Source organism: Pseudomonas sp. RIT-562 (assembly GCF_026241895.1).
In the GTDB taxonomy this organism is placed as follows: Bacteria; Pseudomonadota; Gammaproteobacteria; order Pseudomonadales; family Pseudomonadaceae; genus Aquipseudomonas; species Aquipseudomonas mandelii_F.
Map to the genome: position 1 here is coordinate 1 of NZ_JAPJIV010000006.1, position 26,082 is coordinate 26,082.

Here is a 26,082-nt window from a genome sequence, read left to right on the forward strand (position 1 = left end):
CAGCGGCCCCAGGATTTGCAAGGCAGAAATTCAATCGCCTGGACTAGCGCCTGCTGCGCAGTCGAACGCAGCCTTCGGCAGCTGCTGCAGGTTCCCCATACACCACAATCCCGTGTAGCAGCTGGCGCAGCCTGCGTTGGGTCGCGCAGCGGCCCCAGGGTTTTAACGCTGAAATACAATCGATGCTTGTTGTTTTAATTGGCACAAAAGACCTGTCATTCATGACAGGTTTTTTATCAGCACTTTTCCTATTTAATAAATAGTTCCAGTGCCAGCAGACCTCTCTGCCGGGATGATTAAAAGGAATTAGTGATGAACAAGTCTATTGATAACCCTCTAGTTACAGACAATGCCTCTGGCAACATGACAGGCACCATAACTTTTTTACATAACGGAACGGTAGATAACTTCCAATCATTCAGGGTAATTCGAAACCTCTTATCCGAAATGACGTACCTCATCGGAGTGGTGGCGCAGCCTGGAAAAGCCTACGAAATAATTCTCGTGGTTCCAGGCGATGAACCACTTACCGGCACATACACCATTGGATCGAACAAGGTCACTGCCTACCTGAATGTTGGGGAATCTCCACAACTTATCGCTGTGTCCGGTCAGATCGAAATACAGAACCAAACTCCAATCGGTAAGATTACCGGTTCGGCCAAGTTTGTAACACAGGTCTACAACGAGATGCATTATGCGGTCGACGCAAACTTCGATATCTCACGCACCGCAGCGGGCGCTGAACGCACCAGCTGATAAGTCATCGACCTGACGGTGCCGAGCAAACATGAGCCTGACTCGCCATGTTTGCTCAAGCGCCGGTGTTTAATCTTCCTCGCGAACCGTAGCCACTTCGTCCGCCCTGACCTTGACCTTCGACCCGGAAATATCTTCAAACTCGTAAAAACCATCCTTGGTTTCGGTTTTCGGCATGTCCTTGGTCAGGTATTGAGTGCCGTTCTGCAGGGTGACCACCGTAGCGGTCGAGCAACCCGCCAGCGCCAGAAAGCTCGCAACAGCGAGCGGCAGAGCCAGAGTCTTGATGTTCATATTCACCTCACAAATGTAAAAAACTGCGCATCTCTATCGCCGTTGGTGCAGCGCAACGCTGAAAAGTTCGCCAGCCGCTTATCTTTTTCCGTTTGCGCCAAGCCAACCAGAACTGTTATCTGTACGCATAACCAGTACTCGTTTTGCCATGGCGCCTGATTCTGTGACTGCTAATCCTCTCGAAGATCCGTTCTATTACCTTAACAATTTCATGCAAGTGCTTGATTGGCTTGAGCATCGCTATGCGGATGTGTTGAGTGACGAGGAGCGGCACTTCATTGCCCAATTCACCCAGCTGCCCAGAGAGTCCCGCGCGCTGCTGGTGCGCATGGTGATGCGCAAGGGTATCCATTTCCGCGCCAGCAAGTTGCACTACGCAGAGATCGGCGGCATCACGGACGCCGCAGCGCCGCTGATCACGCTAGGCTGGATCGACGAACAAAGCCCGCTCACCATCGAAACCCTGTTCCCAGTGCTGCTCAAGTCCGAAGTGCTGCAGTGCTTCGCCAGCGCCATCGACCAACCCAAAGGCAAAAAAAACGATTGGCTGCCAGCCCTGATCGAGCACCATCCCCAAGCGCAGAGCTTCAGCCAGTGGTGCGCGCCCCTGGATGACCGGCTGCTGAGCCTGACTATCATGGGCCTGTGCGACCGCCTGCGCCTGATGTTTTTCGGCAATCTCTACCAGGACTGGTCCGAGTTTGTACTGGCCGACCTGGGCATTTTTACCTACGAGAAAATCGAGATTGGCGCCGACTCCCGAGGGCTGCGCTGCCGTGAGGATGTCGATGCCTGCCTGTTCCTGCACGACTGTCAGCAGCGTTTCGAAGCAGGCGAAGCGCTCTCGGCTATCGTCGAGCAGATCAACAGCCTGACGCTGACCAATCCCTGGCTGCAACGCCGACGCGGCAAGCTGATGTTCCAGATGGGCCAATACTGTGAGCGCATTGCTGATTTTGCCACGGCCATCACGCTGTATCGCGACGGCACACATCCGGGCTCGCGTATCCGCCTGATCCGCGTTCTTGAGCGCTGCGCCGAATACCAACTGGCCCTGGACCTGGCCCTTCACGCGCAGCAAGCGCCTGAGAGCGCCACCGAACAACAGCATGTGCTTCGAGTGCTGCCTAGATTGCGCCGCAAACTCGGCGGGCCACCCATTAAACGTGCAGCCCCCCGGCAAATGCTGCGCCTGGACCTGCAACTGCCCAAGGTTGATCCTGCTTTATCGGCGCATGCGCTGTCGGTCGAGCGCTACGTCCAGGCGCACCTGGCGCAGGAAACTGCACCGGTGCACTACGTGGAGAACAGCCTGATCAATTCGCTGTTCGGCTTGCTGTGCTGGCCGGCGATTTTTGCTCCAGTGCCTGGGGCATTTTTCCACCCGTTCCAGCGCGGGCCGGCAGACCTGCATTACGAAGACTTCCATTTACGTCGCGCCGACCTGTTTTCGGCGTGCCTGGCCGAGCTGGATGACGGTCGGTACGTGCACACCATTCGCGATCGTTATGCGGCCAAATGGGGCGTGCAGTCACCGTTCGTGTTCTGGGGGGCCCTGAGCGAGGAATTGCTCGACCAGGCGTTGGCGTGCCTGCCCGCCGAGCACCTCAGGCATTGGTTCAACCGCCTGCTGCTGGATATCAAGGCCAACCGCGCCGGCATGCCGGACCTTATCCAGTTCTGGCCGCAGGACAAGACCTACCGCATGATCGAAGTCAAAGGCCCTGGCGACCGCCTGCAGGACAACCAGTTGCGCTGGCTGGAGTTCTGCCATGAACACCAGATGCCCATCGCCGTCTGCTATGTGCAGTGGGCGGAGCAGGGCGCTTGAGCTACAGCATTGCCGTGCGAGCGTTATGCGAATTCACCGCCAAGGTCGGTGACCTAGACCTGCGCTTCACCCCGTCACCCACCGCGCTGGAAGGCATCGTCGGGCATCGCACCGTAGCCTCGCGGCGCAGCGAGGGTTATCAGAGTGAGGTGGCGCTTGAGGGCCATTACCAGACTTTGCGGGTCAAGGGCAGGGCGGATGGCTACGATCCGGCACAGAACTGCCTGGAAGAAGTCAAAACCTACCGCGGCGACCTGAGCAAGCAACCCGCCAACCACCGGCAACTGCACTGGGCTCAGGCAAAGATCTATGGCTGGCTGATGTGCCAGAAATCCGCACTGGAACAAATCAATCTGGCCCTGGTGTACTTCGACATCGTCAGCGAGAAGGAAACCTGCCTGGTCGAGGCATTCAGTGCAGCAGAGCTCGGGCAGTTTTTCGAGCACCACTGTCGGCTGTTCCTGCATTGGGCGCAGGAGGAAATGGCCCACCGCGAGGCGCGTAATCACGCCGCCCAGGCGTTGCAGTTTCCCCACGCCGGCTTTCGCCCCGGCCAACGCCATCTGGCCGAGTCAGTGTTCAAGGCGGTCAGCACCGGGCGCTGCCTGATGGCCCAGGCGCCCACCGGCATTGGCAAGACCGTCGGCACGCTGTTCCCCATGCTCAAAGCCCTGGCGCCGCAGCAGTTGGACAAGATCTTCTTCCTCACGGCCAAGACCCCAGGCCGCAAACTGGCGCTGGACGCGGCCCAGGTGATCCTCGACAGCGCCGGCGCGCCACCCTTGCGCGTGCTGGAGATGATTGCCCGCGACAAGGCGTGCGAATATCCCGACAAGGCCTGTCATGGCGAATCCTGCCCGCTGGCGCAAGGCTTTTACGATCGCCTGCCCGCCGCGCGCCAGGCCGCCAGCGAACTGAGCCTGCTGGATCAGGCCGCGTTGCGCGAGGTGGCGCTCAAACACGACGTCTGCCCTTATTACCTGAGCCAGGAAATGGCACGCTGGGCCGATGTGGTGGTAGCCGACTACAACTATTATTTCGACTTCAGCGCACTGTTGTTCGGCCTGGCCCAGGACAATAACTGGCGGGTGGCGACCCTGGTGGATGAAGCGCACAACCTGGTAGAGCGCGGCCGCCAGATGTACAGCGCGACCCTTGATCAATCGGTCTTGAACGGCGTGCGCAAAACCGCACCCGAGCCATTGAAAAAATCCCTGCAGCGCGTTCACCGCGAATGGAATGCCCTGCACAATCAGCAACTGGCTGCCTACCAGGCCTATGATCGGCCCCCGGAAAAACTCCTGCAGGCGCTGTTTTCCTGCTGCGCGAGCATTGGCGACTACCTCAACGACCATCCCCAGGGCCTCGACGGTGCGCTGCAGAACTATTATTTCGACATGCTGCAATTTTCCCGAGTGGCCGAGCTGTTCGATGAACAGTTCCTGTTCGATATCAGCAAACGCGACCTGGAGCGCAAGCACAACCTCTCAACCCTGTGCCTGCGCAATGTGGTGCCCGCCGGTTTTATCCGCCCACGCCTGACTGCCGCGCGCAGTGCCGTGCTGTTTTCCGCAACCCTCAGCCCCCGTCACTACTACGCCGACCTGCTGGGTACGCCGCCCGACACCGTGTGGATCGATGTGGAGTCGCCATTCCACGCCGACCAGTTGCAAGTGCATATCGTCCATCAGATCTCCACGCGGTTCGTCCATCGCCAGGCCTCCCTGGGGCCTATCGTCGCGCTGATGGCTCAGCAGTTCACGCAGCGGCCTGGCAACTACCTGGCGTTCTTCAGCAGCTTCGACTATCTGCAGCAAGTCGCCCAGTTGCTGGCCGAGACCCATCCGCACATCAACCTGTGGGCGCAATCGCGAGGCATGGGGGAAGGGCCGCGCCAGGAATTTCTCGACCGGTTCACCGCCGACAGCCAGGGCATCGGCTTTGCGGTGCTCGGTGGTGCGTTTGGTGAGGGCATCGACCTGCCCGGAGCGCGCCTGATCGGCGCGTTCATCGCCACCCTGGGCCTGGCACAGTTGAACCCGGTCAACGAACAGCTCAAACACCGCATGGCGGCGATTTTTGGCGCCGGGTATGACTACACCTATCTCTACCCCGGCGTGCAGAAAGTGGTTCAGGCCGCCGGACGAGTGATCCGCACCCAAACGGATCAGGGCGTCGTCATGCTGATTGATGACCGGTTCGCCGAGGGCAAGGTCAGGCAATTGCTGCCAAGCTGGTGGGCGGTAGGCGCCGCAGCCGGTTACCGCGGCGGATAAAACACGATAATTCGTCGGTGATTGCAGCTTTTCAAACGCGCCGGATGTCCCATACTCTCGGAAACCAAATTCACGTGAGGGTTGAATGAGCGAGGATCGGAGGAAAGCCGGTGCCATCGAAGAGAAGCGCTTTCGCTTGTTGATCGATGCAGTGATCGATTATGCGATCTACATGATTGATCCCGACGGTACCATCGCCAGTTGGAACGCCGGGGCGCAACGGATCAAGGGCTATTCCTCGCGTGAGGTGGTGGGCCAGAATTTTTCGATTTTCTACACCCCCGAGGACCGCGCTGCCGGTGAACCGCAGCGGGCGCTGGATACAGCAGTGCGCGAGGGTCGGTTCGAGAACAAGGCCTGGCGTGTGCGCCAGAACGGTACGCAGTTCATGGCGCACGTGGTCGTCGACCCGATCTGGGGGGATAACGGCAACCTGCTGGGTTTTGCCAAGATCACCCGTGATATCACCGAGTCGTTCACGGCTCAGCGCACTCTGGAGCAGACCCGCGAGGCGCTGTTCCAAGCGCAGAAAATGCAGGCCATCGGACAACTCAGTGGCGGCATTGCCCACGACTTCAACAATTTGCTGACGGTGATCCTGGGTAACCTGGAAATCATCCGCAAGCGTGCGGAAAACGAGCCGAAAATCACTCGACTGGTAGACAACGCGACCCAGGGCGCCTTGCGTGGGGTGTCCCTGACCCAGCGTATGCTGGCTTTTGCCCGGCGCCAGGAGCTCAAGACCGAGCCGGTCCAGGTTCGGGAACTGGTGCAAGGAATCAGCGGGCTGTTACGCAGCGCCCTGGGCCCCTCAGTGCGCCTGGAAACGCATTTTCCCGCAGGCCTTGAACCGGCCATGGCTGACCTCAACCAGCTCGAGTTGGCCGTGATGAACCTGGTGACCAACGCCCGGGATGCCATGCCCACTGGCGGCAAAATCATCATCAGTGCCCAGTCGGTGGAGATCCAGGCGCAGTCGATCCTGTCCCTCGCGGCGGGCCAATACATTTGCCTGAGTGTCATCGATACGGGCGAAGGTATGGACGACGCCACACTGGCCTCGGCGAAGGACCCGTTTTTTACCACCAAAGGTTTAGGCAAGGGCACGGGCCTTGGGTTATCGATGGTTCATGGTTTCATCGAACAGTTGGGCGGACGTTTTATCCTCAAGAGCCAGAAGGACAAGGGCACCACTGCCGAATTGTGGCTGCCGGTAGCGTCCGCGGATGTGGCCAGCAAGCCGCTTGCCGAACCCGAGTCATCCTCTCCCGTGGCCCGCCTGTCGGTGCTGGTAGTCGACGACGATAGCCTGGTCCTGACCAGCACCTGCCTGCTGCTCGAAGACCTGGGTCACAAGGTAGTCGGCGCCGGCTCAGGGGCAAGAGCGCTGGAGCTGTTCAGTGGCGACGAACATTTTGATCTGGTGATCACCGACATGGCGATGCCACACATGACCGGCGCGCAACTGGCTCACTCTATCCAGATCATCAGCCCGAGCATGCCAATCATCCTGGCCACCGGCTTCGCCGAACGGCTGGAAGGATTTGCGGCCAACCTGCCGCGGCTGTCCAAGCCGTTCAATCAATTAAATCTGGTAGAGATCATCGCCTCGACGATGAAATGAAGACGGCGGTTGATCAGCATCTGGGCGCAGTTCGGTACATCCGGCTGAACTTGTCCGGTGCCGGTTCTTCTAACTGTCTTTGCTGCCTGACGTGACGCCCGTGCCCAGAATACTCACCGAACACACGGCTGAAGAAGCCCTGACCGAACACAATGCCAAGATGTTCGGCTCACCCAAGGAGCGCCTGGATTTCTACCGCAGGGAGATCCAGTACGAGACCAGCATCCTGGCCAACCGCACCGATGCCTATCTGGCGGCGCAGTCGTTCCTGGTCATTGCGTTTGCCTCCTGCATGGCCAACCTCAACCCGGAGTGGGGCAAGCTGTTCACTTTGGCTGTCCCGCCGTTCCTGGCACTGCTTGGCTTGCTCAGTTCATTGAATGCCTGGCCTGGGATCCGCGCGGCGTATGACATTATCGATCACTGGCATTTCAAGCAGAGCGAACTGCTAAGCAGTGAACCCTTGATGGGCCTGGCGTACGATGAGTCGCCGTTGTTCAGCGAGATGGAGTCGTCGCACAAGGGTTATCGCAAGTCGCTACTGTTTTCAGTGCGCACTCCGTGGATCTTTGCGACGTTCTGGGTGCTGTTGGGGAGTTATTCGGTGTTTATTCAGGTGACGAATCCGGGGGGATAGGCGCCGGGTTTGGCATTCTGGGGCCGCTTCGCGACCCAACGCAGGCTGCGCCAGCTGCTACAGGGTTTGCGTGTTGCCTGATACCTGTAGCAGCTGCCGAAGGCTGCGTCCGACTGCATAGCAGTCGCCATATTAGGCCGCGAGATTTGCACTCATTTCCTTTTTGTACTGTGCCTTCAAAGCCTCCATCTGCGCCCCAAGCTCTTCAAGCTCGGCCTTGCCCAGCAGCTTCCTGGCCTCAGGGAACATCTCCGTTTCTTCCTCTTCGATGTGATGCTCCAGCAGCTCCTTGACCACCTTCACCCGGCCGGAAAACTCCGGAGTGGACGGGTCCGTTACCTTCAGATCCGGCAGCACCAACGAGTCAACCGTGCGGTGCTCTTCCTTGGCTTCGTAATACATGATTTCCTGCTCTTTACCCCCGGCTTTTTTGTAGGCGGGGTACAGCACTTCTTCTTCCAGGCGAGTATGGATGGTGATTTCCATCTCCAACTTGGCGAGCAGTTCAGTGCGTTTCTTGATGCCGCGCTCGGTCGACTCACTCAATTGGGTGAGGATGCTTTTTACGCGTTCATGGTCGGCTTTCAACAGGTCGATGGCGTTCATGGTGGTTCTCTCGAATAGTCACGGGTAGAGCGCTAACGGTCTCGATGCCGCAGGTCGCTTACAGTGAAAGAGCATTTCCCGTGCCGGAACTGATAAGCGGAGAATTCTTATATAAATCAATCAATTAAAAGCCATGAACGACAACCGTAGTCATGCAGCCTGCATGAGTTCACACATTCGTTCATGCACTTCGCATTGCACCTGGTTCAGCCACACAAGTGCTTGAAAAAGCGCCGGGACCGCCGATCCGAATAGCCCCGCATCCAACTGAACTCGTCGCTTCAGGCACCCCCCTTAACTACAGACAACCCAGTCTCTAGTGACCAGCGAGGATGTAGCCATGCGAGCAATGACCTACCACGGCGCCCACGATGTCAGAGTCGAAACCGTACCCGATCCGGTGATCGAAGCCCCTGATGACATAATCCTTCGCGTCACCGCGACTGCCATTTGCGGGTCGGACCTGCATCTGTATAGAGGCAAGATTCCCACCGTGGAACACGGCGACATTTTCGGGCATGAGTTCATGGGCATCGTTGAAGAAACCGGTGCGGTGGTGACCGCAGTGCAGCGCGGTGATCGAGTGGTGATCCCGTTCGTGATCGCCTGCGGCGACTGCTTTTTCTGCCAGCAAGAGTTGTTCGCCTGCTGCGAAACGACCAACACCGGGCGCGGCGCCATCGTCAACAAGAAGGCGATCCCGCCACCTGCGGCGCTGTTCGGCTTCAGCCGGCTGTATGGGGGGATTCCCGGAGGGCAGGCGGAACTGGTGCGGGTGCCGAAAGCCAATACGGGGCCGTTCAAGGTTCCGGGCTTGTTGGCTGACGAGAAGGTGCTGTTTCTCTCCGACATCCTGCCCACAGCCTGGCAGGCGGTGTTGAATGCCGGAGTCGGCCAAGGCTCGAGTCTGGCTATTTATGGCGCCGGTCCAGTGGGCCTGCTCAGTGCAGCTTGCGCGCGAATGCTGGGCGTCGAGCAGATCTTCATGGTTGACCACCATCCCTATCGGTTGGCCTATGCGCAAAGTGCCTACGGGGTGATTCCGATCAACTTTGATGAAGATGATGACCCGGCTGACACCATCATTCGCCAGACGGCGGGCAGTCGGGGAGTGGATGCGGTCATTGACGCCGTGGGCTTCGAAGCGAAGGGCAGCACCACCGAAACCGTGCTGGCGACCTTGAAGCTGGAGGGCAGCAGTGGCAAGGCGCTGCGCCAGAGCATCGCCGCCGTTCGCCGAGGCGGGGTGGTCAGCGTTCCGGGGGTGTATTCCGGCTTCATCCATGGTTTTCTGTTTGGTGATGCGTTCGACAAGGGCCTGACATTCAAGATGGGCCAAACCCACGTCCAGCGTTATTTGCCAGAGCTGCTGGGGTATATCGAGACCGGGCGTTTGCAACCTGAGGCCATCGTCACCCACCGCATGTCGTTGGAACAGGCGGCTGAAGGCTACAAGCTGTTCGACAAGAAGCAGGAAGACTGCCGCAAAGTCATCCTGACCCCGGGCAGCCCGGATCAACCATTGGCCGAAACCTTCGAGACCCAGGCTGTGCCGGCGATGTGACTGACGCGTCCGCTGGAAAGCACCCATTGGCAGATTTGAAATACGCACCCGTAGGAGCCTGGCTTGCCAGCGATGGCGGCCCAGAGATCGCCATCGCCGGCAAGCCGGGCTCCTGAGTGCAACAGCAAATTTTCAACTTTTGCGTTTTTTACGCTGCTCGTAACGAGCAAGAATCGGCTGGGTACTGATCCCGTGCGCAAGGATGCTCAGTGCCACCACCGATAACGTCAGGTTGGTGCACAACGCCGCTACCGACGGGTCCAACCCGTGGTTCAACGCATAAAACAGGTAGTACAGACTGCCAATCCCGCGAATTCCAAACCAGCCAATCAACAGGCGCTGGCGCCCTTCGAGCAACCCACCCCAAGGGATGGCCAGGACACTGAGGGGCCGTATCAGCAGGAATAACACCGCGCCGATCGGGAGCGCGCGCCAATCCCAGTGGGCAATCAACACCACGCCCAGCAATGTCACCAGGAACACTTCCATGGCACGCTCCACCAGGCCGCCGAAGGCGAGCATATCGCCCATCATGATGCCGGCAGCCACCTGGGTATCTTCCAGATGCTCAGTGTCCCCATGCACCGCGTGCTGTGGGTCCACGTTCTGATGACCGACTACGGGCTGTACCAGATGTTCGGCCGGCACCTGGGCGTCGCCTGTGGACTTGACCTCTTCCTGGCGCAGACCCAGGCCGGCGGCGAACACCGAGAGAAATCCGTAGGCGTGAACCCACTCGGCGCCGACATAAGCCAGTGCGATCAGGGCCAGGGCCAGATAATCATTGGGGGAGAGTGTGCTGTCTTCGTTGGCAATGCGCAGGGACAAGGTCAAACGGCCAATGCCGCGCCCCATCCAATACCCAATCAACAAACCCGCCGGCACCGCCCAGAGCAATCGGCCCAAGGCCCAGTCACCCAGCCAGCCGGGGCTGCCATTTTGCTGCAACAAGAGCAGACCGAGAATCACGAACGGGAATGCCACTCCGTCATTCAGGCCGGCCTCGCCAGACAGGCCGAACCGAACGCTGTCGTCATCCCTGGCGTCATTGACCTGCACCAGCGAGGCGAGGACCGGGTCTGTGGGCGCAAGGATCGAGCCGATCAGCACGCTGACACCCCAAGGCAACTGAAAGCCAAAGTGCAGCAGCAGGCAAACGCCGGCAATGCTCAGCATCATCACCGGGCCCGCCAGGCCCAGTGCCACGCGCCAGTTTTTCTGTTTAAACGGTGCGCGCAGCTTCAAGCCGCAGACAAACAGCGAAAACAGCACGGCAACTTCGGTCAGGTGCTCCATCCACACTGATGCATCGTCCACATCCAGCTTCAACAACCCCAGTCCCGTGGGACCAATGGCAACACCCAGCGCCAGGCACACCGCTGAAGTGGTGACAGGCATCCAGCGTAAATAGGACGAAGTCAGTGCCAGGGTCAGCAACACGGCACCGAGTACGGCCACCCAAATCGTAAAGCTCATGCATGCGTCCCGCAGGTGGGTGGCCGTGATACAGCGTAAGGAGTGCTCAACCGACAGTTGCGCGCAGGTATTCCGGCGTCAACACGTTGAACCACAGCAGGATCATTTCCACCAGGATGGTCACCAGCACCAGCAAGCCCACGCCCCACACGCACGCGGCATTCAACAGGCCCTGTTCCTTGCGTTCATGCATGAAGGTCGGCAACCCGACAAACAGCAGAAAAGTCGAGTAGATCCCCGCCGCGCCCAGCACTGCAATGGCCAGCCAGCGGCTTGGATACAGGCCGGCGAATCCAGCGAGAAAAAATGGAGTTGCGGTGTAGGCGGCAAATCCGATGCATTGGTTGATGGTCGGGCGAGAGTCAAAGGTGCGCGACATCCAGCGAATGAACAGGCCCATGACTGCCACGCCGAGCAAAATGGTCAGGTAGAGCATGACGCACAGCTGCAAGGCGCTGCTGGTGCTGAGCTTGACCGTCTCGTTTTCCGCCAGGCTCCAGCCGACGTAAGTCGTACCGATAAACAGGCACACGGCGGGGATCAACGCGAGAAGCAGCAGATGAGCCAGATAGTGGCGCGGATGAGCTTCCTCTTCCTTGCGAATATCCGTCCAGGCGAAGTTGGGTTGGGTAAACAGCTTGACGATAGGTGCGGGCATGACGACCTCCTCGAACGGCCCCTGATGGAGGGCTATAAACGTATTGAGCAGGGAGATTTGCCCAGGGTTCATTTTTTTCCAGGATGGCCAGCCAGTCCTCGCACACATGCGCAAGGACAGGCTTGGGACTGTTACAACATTGGCTTACCGCCGGTCACGCCATAGCGCTGGCCGGTGATATAGCTGGCTTCGTCCGAGGCCAACAGCACATAGATAGGCGCGACTTCGACCGGTTGCCCTGGGCGCCCCAGCGGAGTCTGCGCGCCGAAGTTCTGCACCTCTTCGTCGGGCATGGTCGAGACGATCAGCGGAGTCCAAATGGGCCCCGGTGCCACACAGTTGACCCGGATGTTCTTCGGCCCGAGCATCTGTGCCAGGCCGCCGGTAAAGTTGGCGATCGCACCCTTGGTGGTGGCGTAGGCGAGCAGGGTGGGCTTGGGCATGTCCGAGTTGATGGAGCTGGTGTTGATGATCGAACTTCCCGGCTTCATGTGTTTCAACGCCGCCTGGCAGATGCGGAAGATCGCGGTGATGTTGACGTCGAACGTCATCACCCATTCCTCGTCAGGAATATCTTCGAAATTCTCGTGGGTCATCTGGAAAGCGGCGTTGTTGACCAGCACGTCGATACGGCCGAAGCGCTCGACAGTCTTGTCGACCACCGCCTGACACTCGGCTTTCTGCGCCAGGTCCCCTGGCAACAGCAGGCATTGGCGGCCCGCCTGCTCAACCCACCGGGCAGTTTCCTTGGCGTCTTCATGTTCGTTGAGGTAGGCGATGACCACGTCCGCACCTTCGCGGGCAAAGGCGATTGCCACGGCGCGGCCAATGCCGCTGTCGGCGCCGGTAATCAGGGCGATCTTGCCTTCCAGCCGGCCGGAACCCTTGTAGCTCTGCTCGCCGCAGTCCGGATACGGTTCCATTTTCTTCTGCGAGCCGGGGACGGCTTGCGCCTGTTTGGGGAAAGGCGGTTTTGGATAGTCGTTCATCATGAATCTCCAGTCTCAAGGCGAAAGAGTCAGAGGGTTGACCCTGGGCTTTTGTCGTGGGTTCGGTTGGATTTTCGATCAGCGGATTGAACGGTCAACACGCTGTGCCAGGCGCTGCGCCATGGTGTAAGCTCTCGGACTCTTCGGATTCGACCCTTTGCGAGCCCTATGCCGTCGCTTTTCAAACGCTCCCTGCTGCCCAAACTGCGTAGCTTTCCGCTGACCGCCGAGGCCGTCACCATCCTCCCGGGCGCTGCGGAATTTCGCCGCTGCCTGCTGGAAAAAATCGCCAGTGCAACCCGACGTATCTACATCGTCGCGCTGTACCTGCAGCAGGATGAAGCCGGCCAGGAAATCCTCGATGCCCTGCATGCCGCCAAGCTGGCGCGCCCGGAACTCGACGTAGTGGTGGTCGTCGACTGGCTGCGCGCCCAGCGTGGGCTGATCGGCGCCGGCAAGCAGCCGGGCAACTCGGCGTGGTACCAGGAGACCACTCGCACGCATGCCAGCGAGGTGCCGGTGTACGGCGTGCCAGTGCAGAGCCGCGAGCTGTTTGGCGTATTGCACTTGAAGGGATTTGTGATCGATGACTGCGTGATCTACAGCGGCGCGAGTCTGAACAACGTGTACCTGCACAAGTTCGACAAGTACCGCTACGACCGTTATCACCTGCTGCACAACCGTGACCTGGCCGATTCGATGCAACACCTGGTGCAGCACGGCCTGATCGCCTCCAAGGCAGTCAATCGCCTGGACTTGCCCAATCTGCCGACCACCCGCAGCCTGCGCAACGATATCGGCGACCTGCGCAGCCGCCTCAAGCACGCGGCCTACGACACCACCAGCGGCACCACGGACAAAAGCGTACTGTCGGTCAGCCCGCTACTGGGCGTGGGCAAGAACAATCCGCTGAGCCGGGTGATCTGCGAGCTGATCGCCAGCACCCAACAGCAGCTGACCATCTGCACCCCCTATTTCAACCTGCCGCTGGCGGTGACCCGGGAAATCAACCGGGCACTGGCCAGGGGCGTGAAAATCGACATCGTGGTCGGCGACAAGACCGCCAACGATTTCTACATTCCGCCTAGCGAACCGTTCAAGGTGATCGCTGCGCTGCCGTACCTGTACGAGATCAGCCTGCGCTGTTTCGCCAAGCGCCATCAGCGGTTTATCGACAGCGGCCAGTTGAACCTGCACCTGTGGAAAGACGGCGACAATACCTACCACCTCAAGGGCATGTGGGTCGATCAGCGTTATACCTTGCTCACCGGCAATAACCTGAACCCGCGGGCGTTCCGTCTCGATCTGGAAAACGCCTTGTTGATCGATGATCCCAAAGGTGAGTTGCTGGCCCCGCGCCGGGAAGAGCTCGCGCAGATTTTCCAGCACACCACGCGCATCGGCCGCTACCAGGACCTGGAAACGCTGGTGGAATACCCGGCAGGCGTGGCCAAGTTCCTCAAGCGCGTGAGTCGTGTGCGGATTGAGAGGCTGCTGTACCGGATTCTGTGAACCTGTAACCCTGTAACCCTGTGAAGCTGTGAAGCTGTGAAGCTGTGAACCTGTAACCTTGTGGGAGCAAAGCTTGCTCGCGATTGCGGTGGTGAATGTTAGATCGCCATCGCTGGCAAGCCAGGCTCCTACAGGTAATCGGGGTGTACGCGGGATTGGGGTTCGACACAAATCCGTAGGAGCCCGGCTTGCCGGCGATGGCGATTTCGAGGACGCCATCGCTGGCAAGCCAGGCTCCTACAGGTAATCGGGGTGTACGCGGGATTGGGGGTCGACACAAATCCGTAGGAGCCCGGCTTGCCGGCGATGGCGATCTCACGGACGCCATCGCCGGCATGCAGACAAATCCGGCGCTCAATTCAAGCCGAGCTTGCCGCGCACCATCGACAGATCCTCGGCCAGGGTATTGACCGGCCCAACCAGCATCTTGCGATCGCTGTCCTTGACCTTGTCATAGGTCTGGAAACCACCATCCACCGTGCGGTACTTCGCCAGGATTTTGTCCACGCTGGCGAAATTCTTGTCGACTTTGGCGATAAACGCCCGGTCCTGCTGGGCAATTTTCCCACGGAACAGCTCGACTATTTTCTTCGCGCCGTCGATGTTGCCCTGGAAGTCATACAGGTCGGTGTGACTGTAACGATCCTCTTCCCCAGTGATCTTGGTCGCCGCCACTTCTTCGAGCAATGCTGCCGCGCCACCCACCACTTTCTCAGGCGGGAAGGTCAGGCCGGCCACGCGGGTCTGCAAGTCCTGCACGTCGGCGTTCAAGCGATCAGCCAAGGCGCTCAGGCCCTCGGTGCTTTTCTGCGCAAACAACGAATACTCGATTCGGTGAAAGCCGGTGAAGTCTTTTGCCGTGACGCCTTGCTCGTGGTCGTCCACGCGGGAGTCGATAGAGGCGTCCAGGTCACTGAACAGCTCGGCAATCGGTTCAATCTGCTCGTAATACACCCGGGTGGGCGCATAAAGCTTCTGCGCGGTGGCCAGGTCACCTTTTTTCACCGCAGCGGTAAATGCCTGGGTGTGGCTGGCCAGCTCATCCAGCTGCTCGTTGACGTAGATCTTGTAGTCCGACACTGGCCCCACCAGGTCCAGCGGCGCCGTGGCGGCGAGCGCGGCCAGCGGTGCGTTGAGCAAGCCCAGAGTCAGCAGTAACGCGAAAGGAGTTTTTTTCATGGGACGGTTCCGTGTTGGATGGTCATGCGTTTGCTTGGGGTTGAGCACCGGGAGCCTCGAGCAATGAGCGGCCGATGAAGTCCTGGTCGCCAGTGACGCCGGGCAGGGTAAAGAAGTAGCCGCCACCGACCGGTTTCAGGTACTCCTCCAGCGGCTCGCCATTGAGGCGGTTCTGTACCGTGATGAAACCCTTGTGCAGGTCGGCCTGATAGCAGATGAACAGCAAGCCCATGTCCAGCTGACCGTTCTTGTTGACGCCGTTGGAGTAGTTGAACGGCCGGCGCAGGATCAGGTTGGCCTGGGTCGCGGCGGTGCGCGGGTTGGCCAGGCGGATATGCGCATCCAGGCGAGTCAGCTTGCCTGCTGGGTCCTTGGAGTAATCCGGCACCTGGAACTCGCGGGAGCCACCTATGGGCGCGCCGGAATTCTTCTCCCGACCGAGGATGCTTTCCTGTTCCTGCAAGGGCGTGCGGTCCCAGCGCTCGACGAAGTTGCGGATAATCCGCACCGCCTGATAGCTGCCATTCACCGCCCACGCCGGCTCATCGCTGCCGGGTTGCACCCAGACGATTTGCGCCATGGCCTTGGCGTCGTTGGAGTCGGGATTGGCCGAGCCGTCACGAAAGCCAAGGAAGTTGCGCGCACTCTGCGCCGGCACGCCGGGTTTGGCCGGGGCCTGGGGCGGCACGCTGCCTTCCTGTTTCCAGCGCACCAGCAGCAGGTCCGGGAGATTCTTCACGATGTCGCGCAAGGCGTGGATATTGGTGTCGGTGGTGTTGGCACAGAACTGCAGGCTGAGATCGCCGTGGCAGCAATCGGCGTCCAGCGCGTCATTGGGGAAGCCGACCATGCGGACCAGGCGCTTGGGTTTTGCCGGCGCCAGGCCGTAACGCTCGTCAAATAACGATTCGCCGACCGATACGGTGATGGTCAGGTTGTCGGACGTAACCACGGGGCCAAGGATCCCCGAGTCCAACGGCGGCAGTTTTGGGTCGACCTGCGGCACGGGTCCGCCTTGCATCAGGAAGGCGATGCGCTCGTTGAGGGTTCGAAACAGGCGTTCGAGGTCTTCCCGATCGCTGGCCAGCACATCAAAGGACACCAGCATGCCCGAGGCCGGACGCGGGGTGACAATGCCGCTCTGGTGCTGGCCGTGGAAGGCCTGGCGATCTTCGGTTTGCTCGCTGCTGGGGGCCTCGGTCACCTGCGCGGCGCCGGCGGCCATGGCCGGGCAGCTCAAGGCGGAGCCAGCCAAAGCCACGCCGGCGGCGCCCATGCCCAGCAATACCCGGCGGCGCTGGAGGTTAAAGTGTTCCGTATCGTTCATCGGTGTGAGTCTTCTGCTGACAGGCCGGAAAGGCCGAGGGCGGGGTCGATGGATTCAAGCGCAGTGGCCAGCGTCTTGGCTGTGTCGGCGATCTGCTGGCGTTGCGCGGCACTCACGGTGTCGTAGCTGGCGTAACCCTGGTCGACCTTGAGGCCATTGAACTGGCTATCCAGCGCCGCCATGGCGCCATCGACGTTCTGCAGCAGTTCGCCAGGCGCCTTTGTCAGTAACGGGCGCAACAACTCGACGACCTTGCGGGTGACCTGCAGATTGGCCGCGAAACCATTGAGGTCGGTGTGGCTGTAGCGTTCTTCCTCACCACTGCCGGCACGTAATTCGGCCAGGCTGTCGAGGTTGCGCACCAGCATGCTCACCAGCTGTTCCGGCGCCAGTGACTGGGCCAGCAATTGCTGTTTGAGGGCGCTGACGTCAGCGACCAGGCGCTGCGCAGTGGGGTCCAGACCGTCGAGAGTGCCCTGCTGGAACAGGGCATATTCGAGCCGGTGGAAACCGATGAAACCGGGATCCTGCTCGCGCTGTTCGAAGTAATCGGCCCGGGCGTTGATCCCGTTGTCCAGTTCCGCCAGGCGCTGCGCTGCCGGGGCGATGCGTTGATACGCTGCCCGGGCGGGTGCATACAAGGCTTGCGCCTGACGCAGGTCGCCGGCTGCGATGGCCTGTTGCAGGGCAGTGACTGCCTTGATCAGTGCGCTGCCTTGCTGGCTCAGGTAGACGCGAAATTCTGACAGCGGCCCGACAAAGGCCACCATTGACGGCTTGGCCTTGGCGGCAGTCTGCGAGGCGGCGGTGGGGGTGACGTGCAAGGTGCCCCGGGGATTGCTCAGCAAGCCACAGGTGATCGCATAGTCGCCGGGCAACAGGTTTGCGTTGATCACCTGGCTCAGGCCCGGCGCGATGTTTTCCCGCTCCTCGACCACCAGCACGCCATCGAGGATTTCCCACTCCACCGCCCGGTCCGAGCGGTTAACGATGCGAAAACTCGCACGTCCGGCAGGAACGGTGAGGGCGTTTGGCTCGCAGCTGTGCGGGTGAATGGTCACCACCCGCTCGTTGTGGTTGGTCTGGCGCTTGGCGGCGGCAATCGTCGAGGCGTAATAAAACAGCGCACCGGCGGCAATCATCACAACGACGGAGCCCGCCACCGCCCAGCGCAAAGCGCGGGAAGGGGCCGCATGGGGTGGGGCTTGATTTGGCATGGGAGCCCTTACTGGATGGAAACTCGGGTGGAGGGTGTGGCAGGCGCGGACTTCGGCGTCGGCAGGAAGAACATCACCAGCGCCACCAACAGATAAATCAGGTAGGCACCGAGGGTGCTGATCGTCGGTGCGTCCTGGTAGCCGAACATGCCTGCCAGTACCGAACCCGCCGGGCCATCCATCGGCAGCGTGGCGCTGAAATCGAACAGGACGGTTTGCAGGTGATTCCACATACCGGCTTCGTGCAGCGCCTGCACGGAGTTGGCGAGGATCCCCGCGGCCACCACCAGGATGAACAGCCCGGTCCAGCGAAAGAACGCCCCGAGGTTCAGGCGCATGCTGCCCGAGTAGATGAGCAAGCCGACAATAATGGCCAGGACCAGGCCGAGCAGGGCGCCGACCGGCGCCGCCGGGCCTTCGCTTTGCTGGAACACCGCGAGCAGGAAGAACACTGTTTCCAGGCCTTCCCGGGCCACGGCAAAGAACACCATGGCGATCAACGCCGTGACTTGATGCCGGGAGCCCGCCAGCGCGTGGTCGAGGGAAGCATGCAGCGAATGCTTGATCGATCGGGCGACTTTGCGCATCCAGAACACCATCGAGCTGAGGATGGTCACGGCCACCAGGCCGACCACGCCTTCGAACAGCTCCTGCTGCTTCTGCGGAAACTCGGCGCTCACCAGTTCCAGGCCGCCACCCACCAGCAATGCCAGCGCTGCGGCGAGGAACACCCCGATCCACACGGCGGGCATCCACTGGCCACGGCCGGTCTGCTGGAGGTAGCTGGCGATGATGCCAACGATCAGCGCGGCTTCAATGCCTTCGCGCAGCATGATCAAAAAGGGAACGAGCATTCATCAGCACCGGGAGCGAATTAGATAGGGTGCTAAGTTGTAACATAATGACACTCATTCTCACATGGGATGTATTGCTATTTGCCTGAACGTAACCTGAACGAGGATTAATTGGATCTAAGAAATGACGGACCAATCCGTAGGAGCCCGGTTTCGCGTACACCCCGATCGCCTTTATGAGCCTGCTTGCGGTGGGCTCCGACGTGTAATATGTCGCAATTCTAATAATCATTGGCCTGCCTGATTTAATGTCGGAAAAAGACACTATCTCCATCCAACTGGTGCGCGAAGCACTGTTGCAAAGCTGCGCTCCCGGCGCGGCCACCGTCGAAGTCCTGGAGAAGGTCGGGATCAACCCGGCGTTACTCGGCATCGCCAGTGCGCGGGTGCCGGCGACGGCCTACGCACGCTTGTGGCGACTGCTCGCCAGGCGCTGTGACGATGAGTTTTTTGGCATGGACCCGCGCCCGCTCAGGGCCGGCAGCTTCGAATTCCTCTGCCGCAGCGCCATGGCCCAGCCCAGCCTGATGGCAGGAGTGACCTGCGGGTTGGGCTTTCTCTCGCTGATGTTCCAGCACCTGCCCGCGCAGTTGGTACGACAGCAAAGCCTGGCGGAAATCGTGCTGATCGAGGATGAGCAGCCAGCCAAGCGCGCGTTCACCTATTTCACCTACTGGATGATCGTGCACGGGGTCGCGTGCTGGCTCGCCGGGCGGCGGATCCCGATCCTGGCGATTGAACTGCGCTGCCCGGCACCGGATTTCCAGGACGACTACCAGGTGATGTTCTCCGATAACCTGCGATTCGATCGCCCGCGCACCCGCATGATCTTCGCCGCCGATTGCCTCGACGTACCCATCCGCCGCAGTCCCGAGGAGCTCAAGCGCTTCCTGGCCCATGCGCCGGCCAATATCCTGGTGAAGTACCGTGACCCACAGAGCCTCGCCAGCCGGATCAAACATGATCTGCGCCAGCTCACGGCCCAGGATTGGCCGGAGACCGAGGCTCTGGCGCAGCGCCTTTGCATGTCGGCCTCGACCCTGCGCCGGCGGTTGGCGGAGGAGGGGCAGACGTATCAGGGGCTCAAGGACAGTGTGCGCAAGGAGCTGGCGATCGTCTGGCTGGCGGACCCGGCGATCAGCTTTGCCGAGATCGCCACGCGCCTGGGGTTTGCGGATGCCAGCTCGTTCTACAAAGCGTTTCGCAAGTGGTCGGGTTCCAACCCGGGGCATTACCGTAGTCTGATACTCAATGAGGCTGATTGAGAGGATGTTGCTGACTGGGCTGGCCCTATCGCGAGCAGGCTCACTCCTACAGGAACAGCAGCGACGCACGACCCCGTAGGAGTGAGCCTGCTCGCGATGAGGCCAAAACAGCCGCCACACCTCCCAACCCTTGGCCAAACCAGTCAAACAACTTGATTCCTTTGACCATTGTCCCGCCCAGCGCACAGAGCGACTATTTCCCCTGTTGATTACGGTTCCCCCAACCTAATAAAAACACAGAGGGATTCTGGCAATGCGCGACTACCTGTCTGCCACTTCACAGTTCGATTATCAGCACACCGTCGATGCCGCTCTCTCCGGCGACCTCACTGCGCTTAACGCCTGCGTGGAATGCTGCGACCGGCACGCATTGCCTGGGCGCATCGCGCTGTTCTGGGAGGGGCGCGACGGCGCCAGCGCGACCTACACCTTCAGCGATCTGCAGGACAAGGCCGCGCGTTTCGCCAACTTCCTGCTGGAGCAGGGCGTGCGCAAAGGCGACAAGGTTGCAGGCCTGTTGCCCCGTAATATCGAACTGCTGATCACGGTGTTCGCCACCTGGCGCATCGGTGCGGTCTACCAGCCGCTGTTCACCGCGTTTGGCCCCAAGGCCATCGAGCACCGTCTGGGCAGCTCCGGTGCCAAGGTGGTGGTGACCGATGCGGGTAATCGCAGCAAACTGGCCGAGGTCGAGAATTGCCCCACCATCGTTACCGTCGCAGGGCCCAAAGGCCAGGGCATTGTCCGCGGCGATTACAGCTTCTGGGCCGAGCTGGCCAATTATCCTGCGGTCTGCGAACCGGTGCTGCTGACCGGCGAAGACCCGTTCCTGCTGATGTTCACCTCCGGTACCACCGGGCCGTCGAAAGCCCTGTCCGTGCCCCTCAAGGCCATTGTCGCGTTCCAGAGTTACACCCGTGACGCGGTGGACCTGCGCCCGGAAGATGCGTTCTGGAACGTCGCCGATCCTGGCTGGGCCTACGGCATCTATTTCGGTGTGACCGGGCCGCTGGCGCTGGGGCATCCGATCACCTTCTACGATGGGCCGTTTACCCTCGAAAGCACCTGCCGCGTTATCAACAAATACGGCATCACCAACCTCACCGGCTCGCCAACGGCCTACCGCCTGCTGATCGCTGGCGGCGACGAGTTCGCCCGGTCGATCAAAGGCAAGCTGCGCATCGTCAGCAGTGCCGGTGAGCCGCTGAACCCGGAAGTGATCCGCTGGTTCGCCGACAACCTCGGCGTGGTCATCCACGACCATTATGGCCAGACCGAGTTGGGCATGGTGCTGTGCAATCACCATGGCCTGGACCACCCGATTCACATGGGTGCCGCCGGTTTTGCCTCACCCGGGCACCGCATTGTGGTGCTGGACGAGGCGTACCAGGAGCTCAGCGTCGGTCAGCCAGGCATTCTGGCGATCGACCGTAGCCAGTCGCCGATGTGCTGGTTCGCCGGTTACGAGGGGGCGCCGACCAAGGCATTCGTCGGCCACTATTACCTGAGCGGCGACACCGTCGAGTGGAACCCTGATGGCAGCATCAGCTTCGTCGGGCGCAGTGATGACGTGATCACAACCTCCGGCTACCGGGTGGGCCCGTTCGACGTGGAAAGCGCGCTGATCGAGCACCCGGCCGTGGTCGAGGCGGCGGTGGTCGGTAAGCCTGATCCGGAGCGCACCGAGCTGGTCAAGGCCTTTGTCGTGCTCAGCCCGCAGTACCGCGCCGATCCTGCGCTCGCCGAAGAGCTGCGCCAGCACGTGCGCAAGCGCCTGGCCGCGCATTCGTACCCGCGTGAAATTGAATTTGTCAGCGAGTTGCCGAAAACCCCAAGCGGCAAATTGCAGCGCTTTATCTTGCGCAACCAGGAAATCGCCAAGGCTCAAGAGGCCGCGGCGAAGAACGTTTCAGCTTGAATCCAAGGAAACCGTGATGCAGATCGAAAACAAGATTTTTCTGGTGACCGGCGGTGCGTCCGGGCTAGGTGCCGCCACCGCTGAAATGCTGGTGGCCGCCGGTGCCAAAGTGATGCTGGTGGACATGAACGCCGAGGCCGTTGCCGCTCAGGCCCAGCGCCTGGGTGCGCAGAGCGTGGTCGCCGACATCAGCAATGAGGCCGCCGCTGAAGCGGCGGTGCAGGCAACGGTCAAGGCCTTTGGCGGCCTCAATGGCCTGGTCAACTGCGCCGGCATCGTGCGCGGCGAGAAAATTATCGGCAAGACTGGCCCGCACGCGCTGGCCAGCTTCAGCCAGGTGATCAACGTCAACCTGATCGGCAGCTTCAACATGCTGCGCCTGGCGGCAGCGGCGATTGCCGAAACTCAAGCCAATGCCGATGGCGAACGCGGCGTGATCATCAATACCGCGTCTGCCGCTGCCTATGATGGCCAGATCGGCCAGGCCGCCTATGCAGCGTCCAAGGGCGCTATCGTCAGCCTGACCTTGCCTGCCGCCCGTGAACTGGCGCGCTTTGGCATCCGCGTGATGACCATCGCCCCGGGCATTTTCGAGACACCCATGATGGCCGGCATGACACCTGAAGTGCGCGCCTCCCTGGCGGCGGGCGTGCCCTTTCCGCCGCGCCTGGGCAAACCGGACGAGTATGCCGCGCTGGTAAGGCATATCATTGAAAACAGCATGCTCAATGGCGAGGTGATCCGTCTCGACGGTGCCTTGCGCATGGCGGCCAGGTAGGAGGATTTGTCATGACTATTGCCAACGATCCAATCGTTATTGTCAGCGCCGTGCGCACCCCCATGGGCGGGTTCCAGGGCGAGCTGAAAAGTCTCACCGCACCACAACTGGGTGCCGCCGCGATCAGCGCCGCCGTCGAGCGCGCCGGTATCGCAGCTGACCAGGTCGAAGAAGTGCTGTTCGGCTGCGTTCTGTCCGCAGGCCTCGGCCAGGCTCCGGCCCGTCAGGCCGCGCTGGGTGCCGGCCTGGATAAATCGACCCGTTGCACCACCTTGAACAAGATGTGCGGCTCGGGCATGGAGGCCACGATGCTGGCCCACGACATGCTCATCGCCGGCAGTGCCGAGGTAGTCGTCGCCGGGGGCATGGAGAGCATGTCCAACGCGCCGTACCTGCTGGACCGCGCCCGCAGTGGCTACCGCATGGGCCACGGCCGGGTGATGGATCACATGTTCCTCGACGGCCTTGAAGATGCCTACGACAAGGGACGCCTGATGGGCACCTTCGCCGAAGACTGCGCCGAAACCAACGGCTTCAGCCGCCAAGCCCAGGATGCTTTTGCCATCGCCTCGACTACCCGCGCACAGCAGGCGATCAAGGATGGCAGCTTCAAGGACGAGATCGTCCCGCTCACCGTAACCGTCGGCAAGGAGCAGGTGCTGATCAGCAACGACGAGCAGCCACCGAAAGCCAAGCTGGACAAAATTGCTGCACTCAAGCCCGCGTTCCGCGACGGTGGGACGGTCACTGCCGCCAACTCCAGCTCGATCTCCGACGGCGCGGCGGCACTGGTGTTGATGCGCCGTTCCGCTGCCGAGAAACAAGGCCTCAAACCGCTGGCGGTAATTCACGGGCATGCGGCCTTTGCCGATACGCCGGGCCTGTTCCCGGTGGCTCCAGTGGGTGCGATCAAGAAGCTGATGAAAAAAACCGGCTGGTCGCTGGATCAGGTCGACTTGTTTGAAGTCAACGAAGCGTTTGCGGTGGTCAGCCTGGTGACCATGACCAAGCTGGAAATTCCCCATGAGAAGGTCAACGTCCACGGCGGTGCTTGTGCACTGGGCCATCCGATTGGCGCATCGGGTGCGCGAATCCTCGTGACCCTGCTTTCGGCGCTGCGCCAGAAAGGCTTGAAGCGCGGCGTTGCAGCCATCTGCATCGGCGGCGGTGAAGCCACGGCCATGGCTGTGGAATGCCTCTACTGAAACGCAGAGCAACCAATGTGGGAGCGGGCTTGCTCGCGAAAGGGCCGTGTCAGTCACCGTTTTGTTGAATGACCTACCGCGTTCGCGAGCAAGCCCGCTCCCACAGGGCCTTCTACAAATTCTGTGCATTGAGGCTCAACTTTTAAGGACTTCGCATGATACCCAATGACGAACAATCCCAGATCAGCGAAGCGGCGCGGCAGTTTGCCCAGGAGCGGCTGAAGCCGTTCGCCGCCGAATGGGACCGCCTGCATCGATTCCCCACTGAAGCCATCGGCGAAATGGCCGAGCTGGGTTTCTTCGGCATGCTCGTGCCGGAACAATGGGGCGGTTGCGACACCGGTTACCTGGCCTACGCCATGGCCCTCGAAGAAATCGCCGCCGGCGACGGCGCCTGCTCGACCATCATGAGCGTGCACAACTCGGTCGGCTGCGTGCCGATCCTCAACTACGGCACCAATGAGCAGAAAGAGCGCTTCCTCAAACCCCTGGCCAGGGGCGAGATGCTCGGCGCTTTTGCCCTGACCGAACCGCAGGCGGGGTCTGACGCCAGCGGCCTGAAAACCCGGGCCCGCCTCGAAGGCGACCACTACGTGCTGAACGGCTGCAAACAGTTCATTACCTCCGGGCAGAACGCCGGCGTGGTGATTGTGTTCGCCGTGACTGACCCCGGCGCCGGCAAGCGCGGGATCACCGCGCTGATCGTTCCCACCGATTCGCCGGGCTATAAAGTCGCGCGAGTCGAAGACAAACTCGGCCAGCACGCCTCCGACACCTGCCAGATCCTCTTCGAAGACGTGAAGGTCCCCGTCGCCAATCGTCTGGGCGAGGAGGGTGAAGGCTACAAAATCGCCCTGGCCAACCTTGAAGGTGGTCGAGTCGGCATTGCCTCGCAATCGGTGGGCATGGCCCGCGCCGCCTTCGAAGCGGCTCGTGACTATGCCAGGGAGCGGGAAAGCTTCGGCAAACCGATCATCGAACACCAGGCCGTGGCGTTCCGCCTGGCCGACATGGCCACCCAGATCGCGGTGGCACGGCAGATGGTGCACTACGCAGCGGCGCTGCGTGACAGCGGCAAGCCGGCACTGGTCGAGGCCTCGATGGCTAAGCTGTTTGCCTCCGAGATGGCGGAAAAAGTCTGCTCTGCGGCCTTGCAAACCCTCGGTGGCTACGGTTATCTCAATGACTTCCCGCTGGAGCGCATCTACCGCGACGTGCGGGTCTGCCAGATTTACGAAGGCACCAGCGACATTCAGCGCATGGTGATCTCGCGCAACCTTTGAACAGGAGTCCATTTGTGAGCTACGAAACGATTTTGCTGGAAATCCACGGTCGTGTGGGTCTGATCACCCTGAACCGTCCTCAGGCGCTAAACGCATTAAATGCGCAGATCGTCAGCGAACTGAATCAGGCGCTCGATGGCCTGGAAGCGGATTCGGACATTGGCTGCATCGTGCTGACCGGATCGAAAAAAGCCTTCGCTGCTGGCGCCGACATCAAGGAAATGGCCGAGCTGACCTACCCGCAGATCTACCTCGACGATCTGTTCAGCGACAGCGACCGAGTGGCCAACCGCCGCAAGCCCATCATTGCCGCGGTTAACGGTTTTGCCTTGGGTGGTGGCTGTGAGCTCGCCCTGATGTGCGACTTCATCCTGGCCGGCGACAACGCCCGGTTCGGCCAACCGGAAATCAACCTCGGCGTGCTGCCAGGCATGGGCGGCACCCAGCGCCTGACCCGCGCCGTGGGTAAAGCCAAGGCCATGGAAATGTGCCTGAGCGGGCGCTTGATCGATGCCGTGGAAGCGGAGCGCTGCGGCATCGTGGCGCGCATCGTGCCTGCGGATGAATTGCTGGCCGAGGCGCTGAAAGTCGCGACCTTGATCGCCGCTAAATCCCTGCCGATCGCGATGATGGTCAAGGAAAGCGTGAACCGCGCCTTTGAAGTAAGCCTGTCTGAGGGTGTGCGTTTTGAGCGTCGGGTGTTCCATGCGGCGTTTGCGACGCAGGACCAGAAGGAAGGGATGGCGGCGTTTATCGCCAAGCGTGAGGCTGAATTCCAAGGGAAGTAGAGCGCTGAACCTATCGCGGGCAAGCCTTGCTCCCACGCAAGC

At 60.7% G+C, this 26,082-nt stretch carries 22 protein-coding genes; 13 read left to right on the forward strand and 9 right to left on the reverse strand.

Annotated features, from left to right (window positions below):
• Window positions 1–312: 312 nt before the first annotated feature.
• Entirely contained in the window at window positions 313–759 is a 447-nt protein-coding gene (locus ORL50_RS09785; protein WP_266013296.1) for a hypothetical protein, read from the forward strand.
• 69 nt (window positions 760–828) lie between these two features.
• On the opposite strand, the gene ORL50_RS09790 is transcribed toward ORL50_RS09785, so the two are convergent.
• Window positions 829–1,053 carry a YgdI/YgdR family lipoprotein gene (locus tag ORL50_RS09790; protein WP_266013299.1) on the reverse strand — a complete coding sequence of 75 codons (225 nt, stop codon included), beginning with the start codon at window positions 1,051–1,053 and terminating at the stop codon, window positions 829–831.
• A 148-nt stretch (window positions 1,054–1,201) separates the two neighbouring features.
• Between ORL50_RS09790 and ORL50_RS09795 the strand changes: the two genes are divergently transcribed.
• The 4 genes from ORL50_RS09795 to ORL50_RS09810 all read left to right on the forward strand — a co-directional run bounded on the left by ORL50_RS09795 (window position 1,202) and on the right by ORL50_RS09810 (window position 7,421).
• The gene (locus tag ORL50_RS09795) at window positions 1,202–2,884 is read left to right on the forward strand and encodes a VRR-NUC domain-containing protein (protein ID WP_266013302.1); all 1,683 of its coding nucleotides are present in this window, start codon (window positions 1,202–1,204) and stop codon (window positions 2,882–2,884) included.
• A complete protein-coding gene (locus tag ORL50_RS09800; RefSeq protein ID WP_266013305.1) occupies window positions 2,881–5,160 on the forward strand; it encodes an ATP-dependent DNA helicase in 2,280 nt (759 codons plus the stop codon). Before ORL50_RS09795 ends, ORL50_RS09800 begins: the two co-directional genes overlap by 4 nt.
• Before the next feature lie 85 nt (window positions 5,161–5,245).
• Window positions 5,246–6,784, forward strand: a complete 1,539-nt coding sequence (locus ORL50_RS09805) for an ATP-binding protein (protein ID WP_266013308.1) — start codon at window positions 5,246–5,248, stop codon at window positions 6,782–6,784.
• 100 nt (window positions 6,785–6,884) lie between these two features.
• Window positions 6,885–7,421, forward strand: coding sequence for a hypothetical protein (locus ORL50_RS09810; RefSeq protein WP_266013311.1), 537 nt, complete (start codon window positions 6,885–6,887; stop codon window positions 7,419–7,421).
• A 132-nt stretch (window positions 7,422–7,553) separates the two neighbouring features.
• Here ORL50_RS09810 and ORL50_RS09815 read toward each other — a convergent pair whose 3' ends face one another.
• Window positions 7,554–8,027 (reverse strand): PA2171 family ribosome-binding persister protein, encoded by a 474-nt coding sequence (locus ORL50_RS09815; protein WP_266013314.1) that lies wholly within the window; start codon window positions 8,025–8,027, stop codon window positions 7,554–7,556.
• 340 nt (window positions 8,028–8,367) lie between these two features.
• Between ORL50_RS09815 and ORL50_RS09820 the strand changes: the two genes are divergently transcribed.
• A complete protein-coding gene (locus ORL50_RS09820) occupies window positions 8,368–9,591 on the forward strand; it encodes a zinc-dependent alcohol dehydrogenase (RefSeq protein ID WP_266013317.1) in 1,224 nt (407 codons plus the stop codon).
• Window positions 9,592–9,723: 132 nt separating this feature from the next.
• On the opposite strand, the gene ORL50_RS09825 is transcribed toward ORL50_RS09820, so the two are convergent.
• The 3 genes from ORL50_RS09825 to ORL50_RS09835 form a co-directional block, all read right to left on the reverse strand.
• Window positions 9,724–11,067 (reverse strand): cation:proton antiporter, encoded by a 1,344-nt coding sequence (locus ORL50_RS09825; protein ID WP_266013320.1) that lies wholly within the window; start codon window positions 11,065–11,067, stop codon window positions 9,724–9,726.
• 46 nt (window positions 11,068–11,113) lie between these two features.
• Window positions 11,114–11,725, reverse strand: coding sequence for a Yip1 family protein (locus ORL50_RS09830; RefSeq protein ID WP_266013324.1), 612 nt, complete (start codon window positions 11,723–11,725; stop codon window positions 11,114–11,116).
• Between the two features lie 131 nt (window positions 11,726–11,856).
• Complete coding sequence (locus tag ORL50_RS09835; RefSeq protein ID WP_266013327.1) at window positions 11,857–12,714, reverse strand: SDR family oxidoreductase; 858 nt, start codon at window positions 12,712–12,714, stop codon at window positions 11,857–11,859.
• Window positions 12,715–12,882: 168 nt separating this feature from the next.
• Between ORL50_RS09835 and pssA the strand changes: the two genes are divergently transcribed.
• Window positions 12,883–14,226, forward strand: coding sequence for a CDP-diacylglycerol--serine O-phosphatidyltransferase (pssA, locus tag ORL50_RS09840; RefSeq protein WP_266013330.1), 1,344 nt, complete (start codon window positions 12,883–12,885; stop codon window positions 14,224–14,226).
• Between the two features lie 354 nt (window positions 14,227–14,580).
• Here pssA and efeO (ORL50_RS09845) read toward each other — a convergent pair whose 3' ends face one another.
• The 4 genes from efeO (ORL50_RS09845) to efeU are packed head-to-tail and all read right to left on the reverse strand — an operon-like array spanning window position 14,581 to window position 18,803.
• Window positions 14,581–15,405: an iron uptake system protein EfeO gene (gene efeO, locus ORL50_RS09845; protein WP_266013333.1), complete on the reverse strand. Its 825-nt coding sequence runs from the start codon at window positions 15,403–15,405 to the stop codon at window positions 14,581–14,583.
• A gap of 22 nt (window positions 15,406–15,427) precedes the next feature.
• A complete protein-coding gene (gene efeB / locus ORL50_RS09850; RefSeq protein WP_266013336.1) occupies window positions 15,428–16,732 on the reverse strand; it encodes an iron uptake transporter deferrochelatase/peroxidase subunit in 1,305 nt (434 codons plus the stop codon).
• Window positions 16,729–17,949, reverse strand: a complete 1,221-nt coding sequence (gene efeO, locus ORL50_RS09855; RefSeq protein WP_266013339.1) for an iron uptake system protein EfeO — start codon at window positions 17,947–17,949, stop codon at window positions 16,729–16,731. Before efeO (ORL50_RS09855) ends, efeB begins: the two co-directional genes overlap by 4 nt.
• 8 nt (window positions 17,950–17,957) lie before the next feature.
• Window positions 17,958–18,803: an iron uptake transporter permease EfeU gene (efeU, locus tag ORL50_RS09860; RefSeq protein ID WP_266013341.1), complete on the reverse strand. Its 846-nt coding sequence runs from the start codon at window positions 18,801–18,803 to the stop codon at window positions 17,958–17,960.
• Between the two features lie 248 nt (window positions 18,804–19,051).
• Between efeU and ORL50_RS09865 the strand changes: the two genes are divergently transcribed.
• The 6 genes from ORL50_RS09865 (at window position 19,052) to ORL50_RS09890 (ending at window position 26,040) form a co-directional block, all read left to right on the forward strand.
• Window positions 19,052–20,068, forward strand: a complete 1,017-nt coding sequence (locus ORL50_RS09865; protein WP_266013343.1) for an AraC family transcriptional regulator — start codon at window positions 19,052–19,054, stop codon at window positions 20,066–20,068.
• A gap of 253 nt (window positions 20,069–20,321) precedes the next feature.
• A complete protein-coding gene (locus ORL50_RS09870; RefSeq protein WP_266013345.1) occupies window positions 20,322–21,986 on the forward strand; it encodes an AMP-binding protein in 1,665 nt (554 codons plus the stop codon).
• Between the two features lie 16 nt (window positions 21,987–22,002).
• Window positions 22,003–22,764, forward strand: a complete 762-nt coding sequence (locus ORL50_RS09875; RefSeq protein WP_266013348.1) for an SDR family NAD(P)-dependent oxidoreductase — start codon at window positions 22,003–22,005, stop codon at window positions 22,762–22,764.
• An 11-nt stretch (window positions 22,765–22,775) separates the two neighbouring features.
• Window positions 22,776–23,969: an acetyl-CoA C-acyltransferase gene (locus ORL50_RS09880; protein WP_266013351.1), complete on the forward strand. Its 1,194-nt coding sequence runs from the start codon at window positions 22,776–22,778 to the stop codon at window positions 23,967–23,969.
• Between the two features lie 155 nt (window positions 23,970–24,124).
• The gene (locus ORL50_RS09885) at window positions 24,125–25,252 is read left to right on the forward strand and encodes an acyl-CoA dehydrogenase (RefSeq protein WP_266013353.1); all 1,128 of its coding nucleotides are present in this window, start codon (window positions 24,125–24,127) and stop codon (window positions 25,250–25,252) included.
• A 14-nt stretch (window positions 25,253–25,266) separates the two neighbouring features.
• Complete coding sequence (locus ORL50_RS09890; RefSeq protein ID WP_266013356.1) at window positions 25,267–26,040, forward strand: enoyl-CoA hydratase; 774 nt, start codon at window positions 25,267–25,269, stop codon at window positions 26,038–26,040.
• Window positions 26,041–26,082 lie beyond the last annotated feature (42 nt).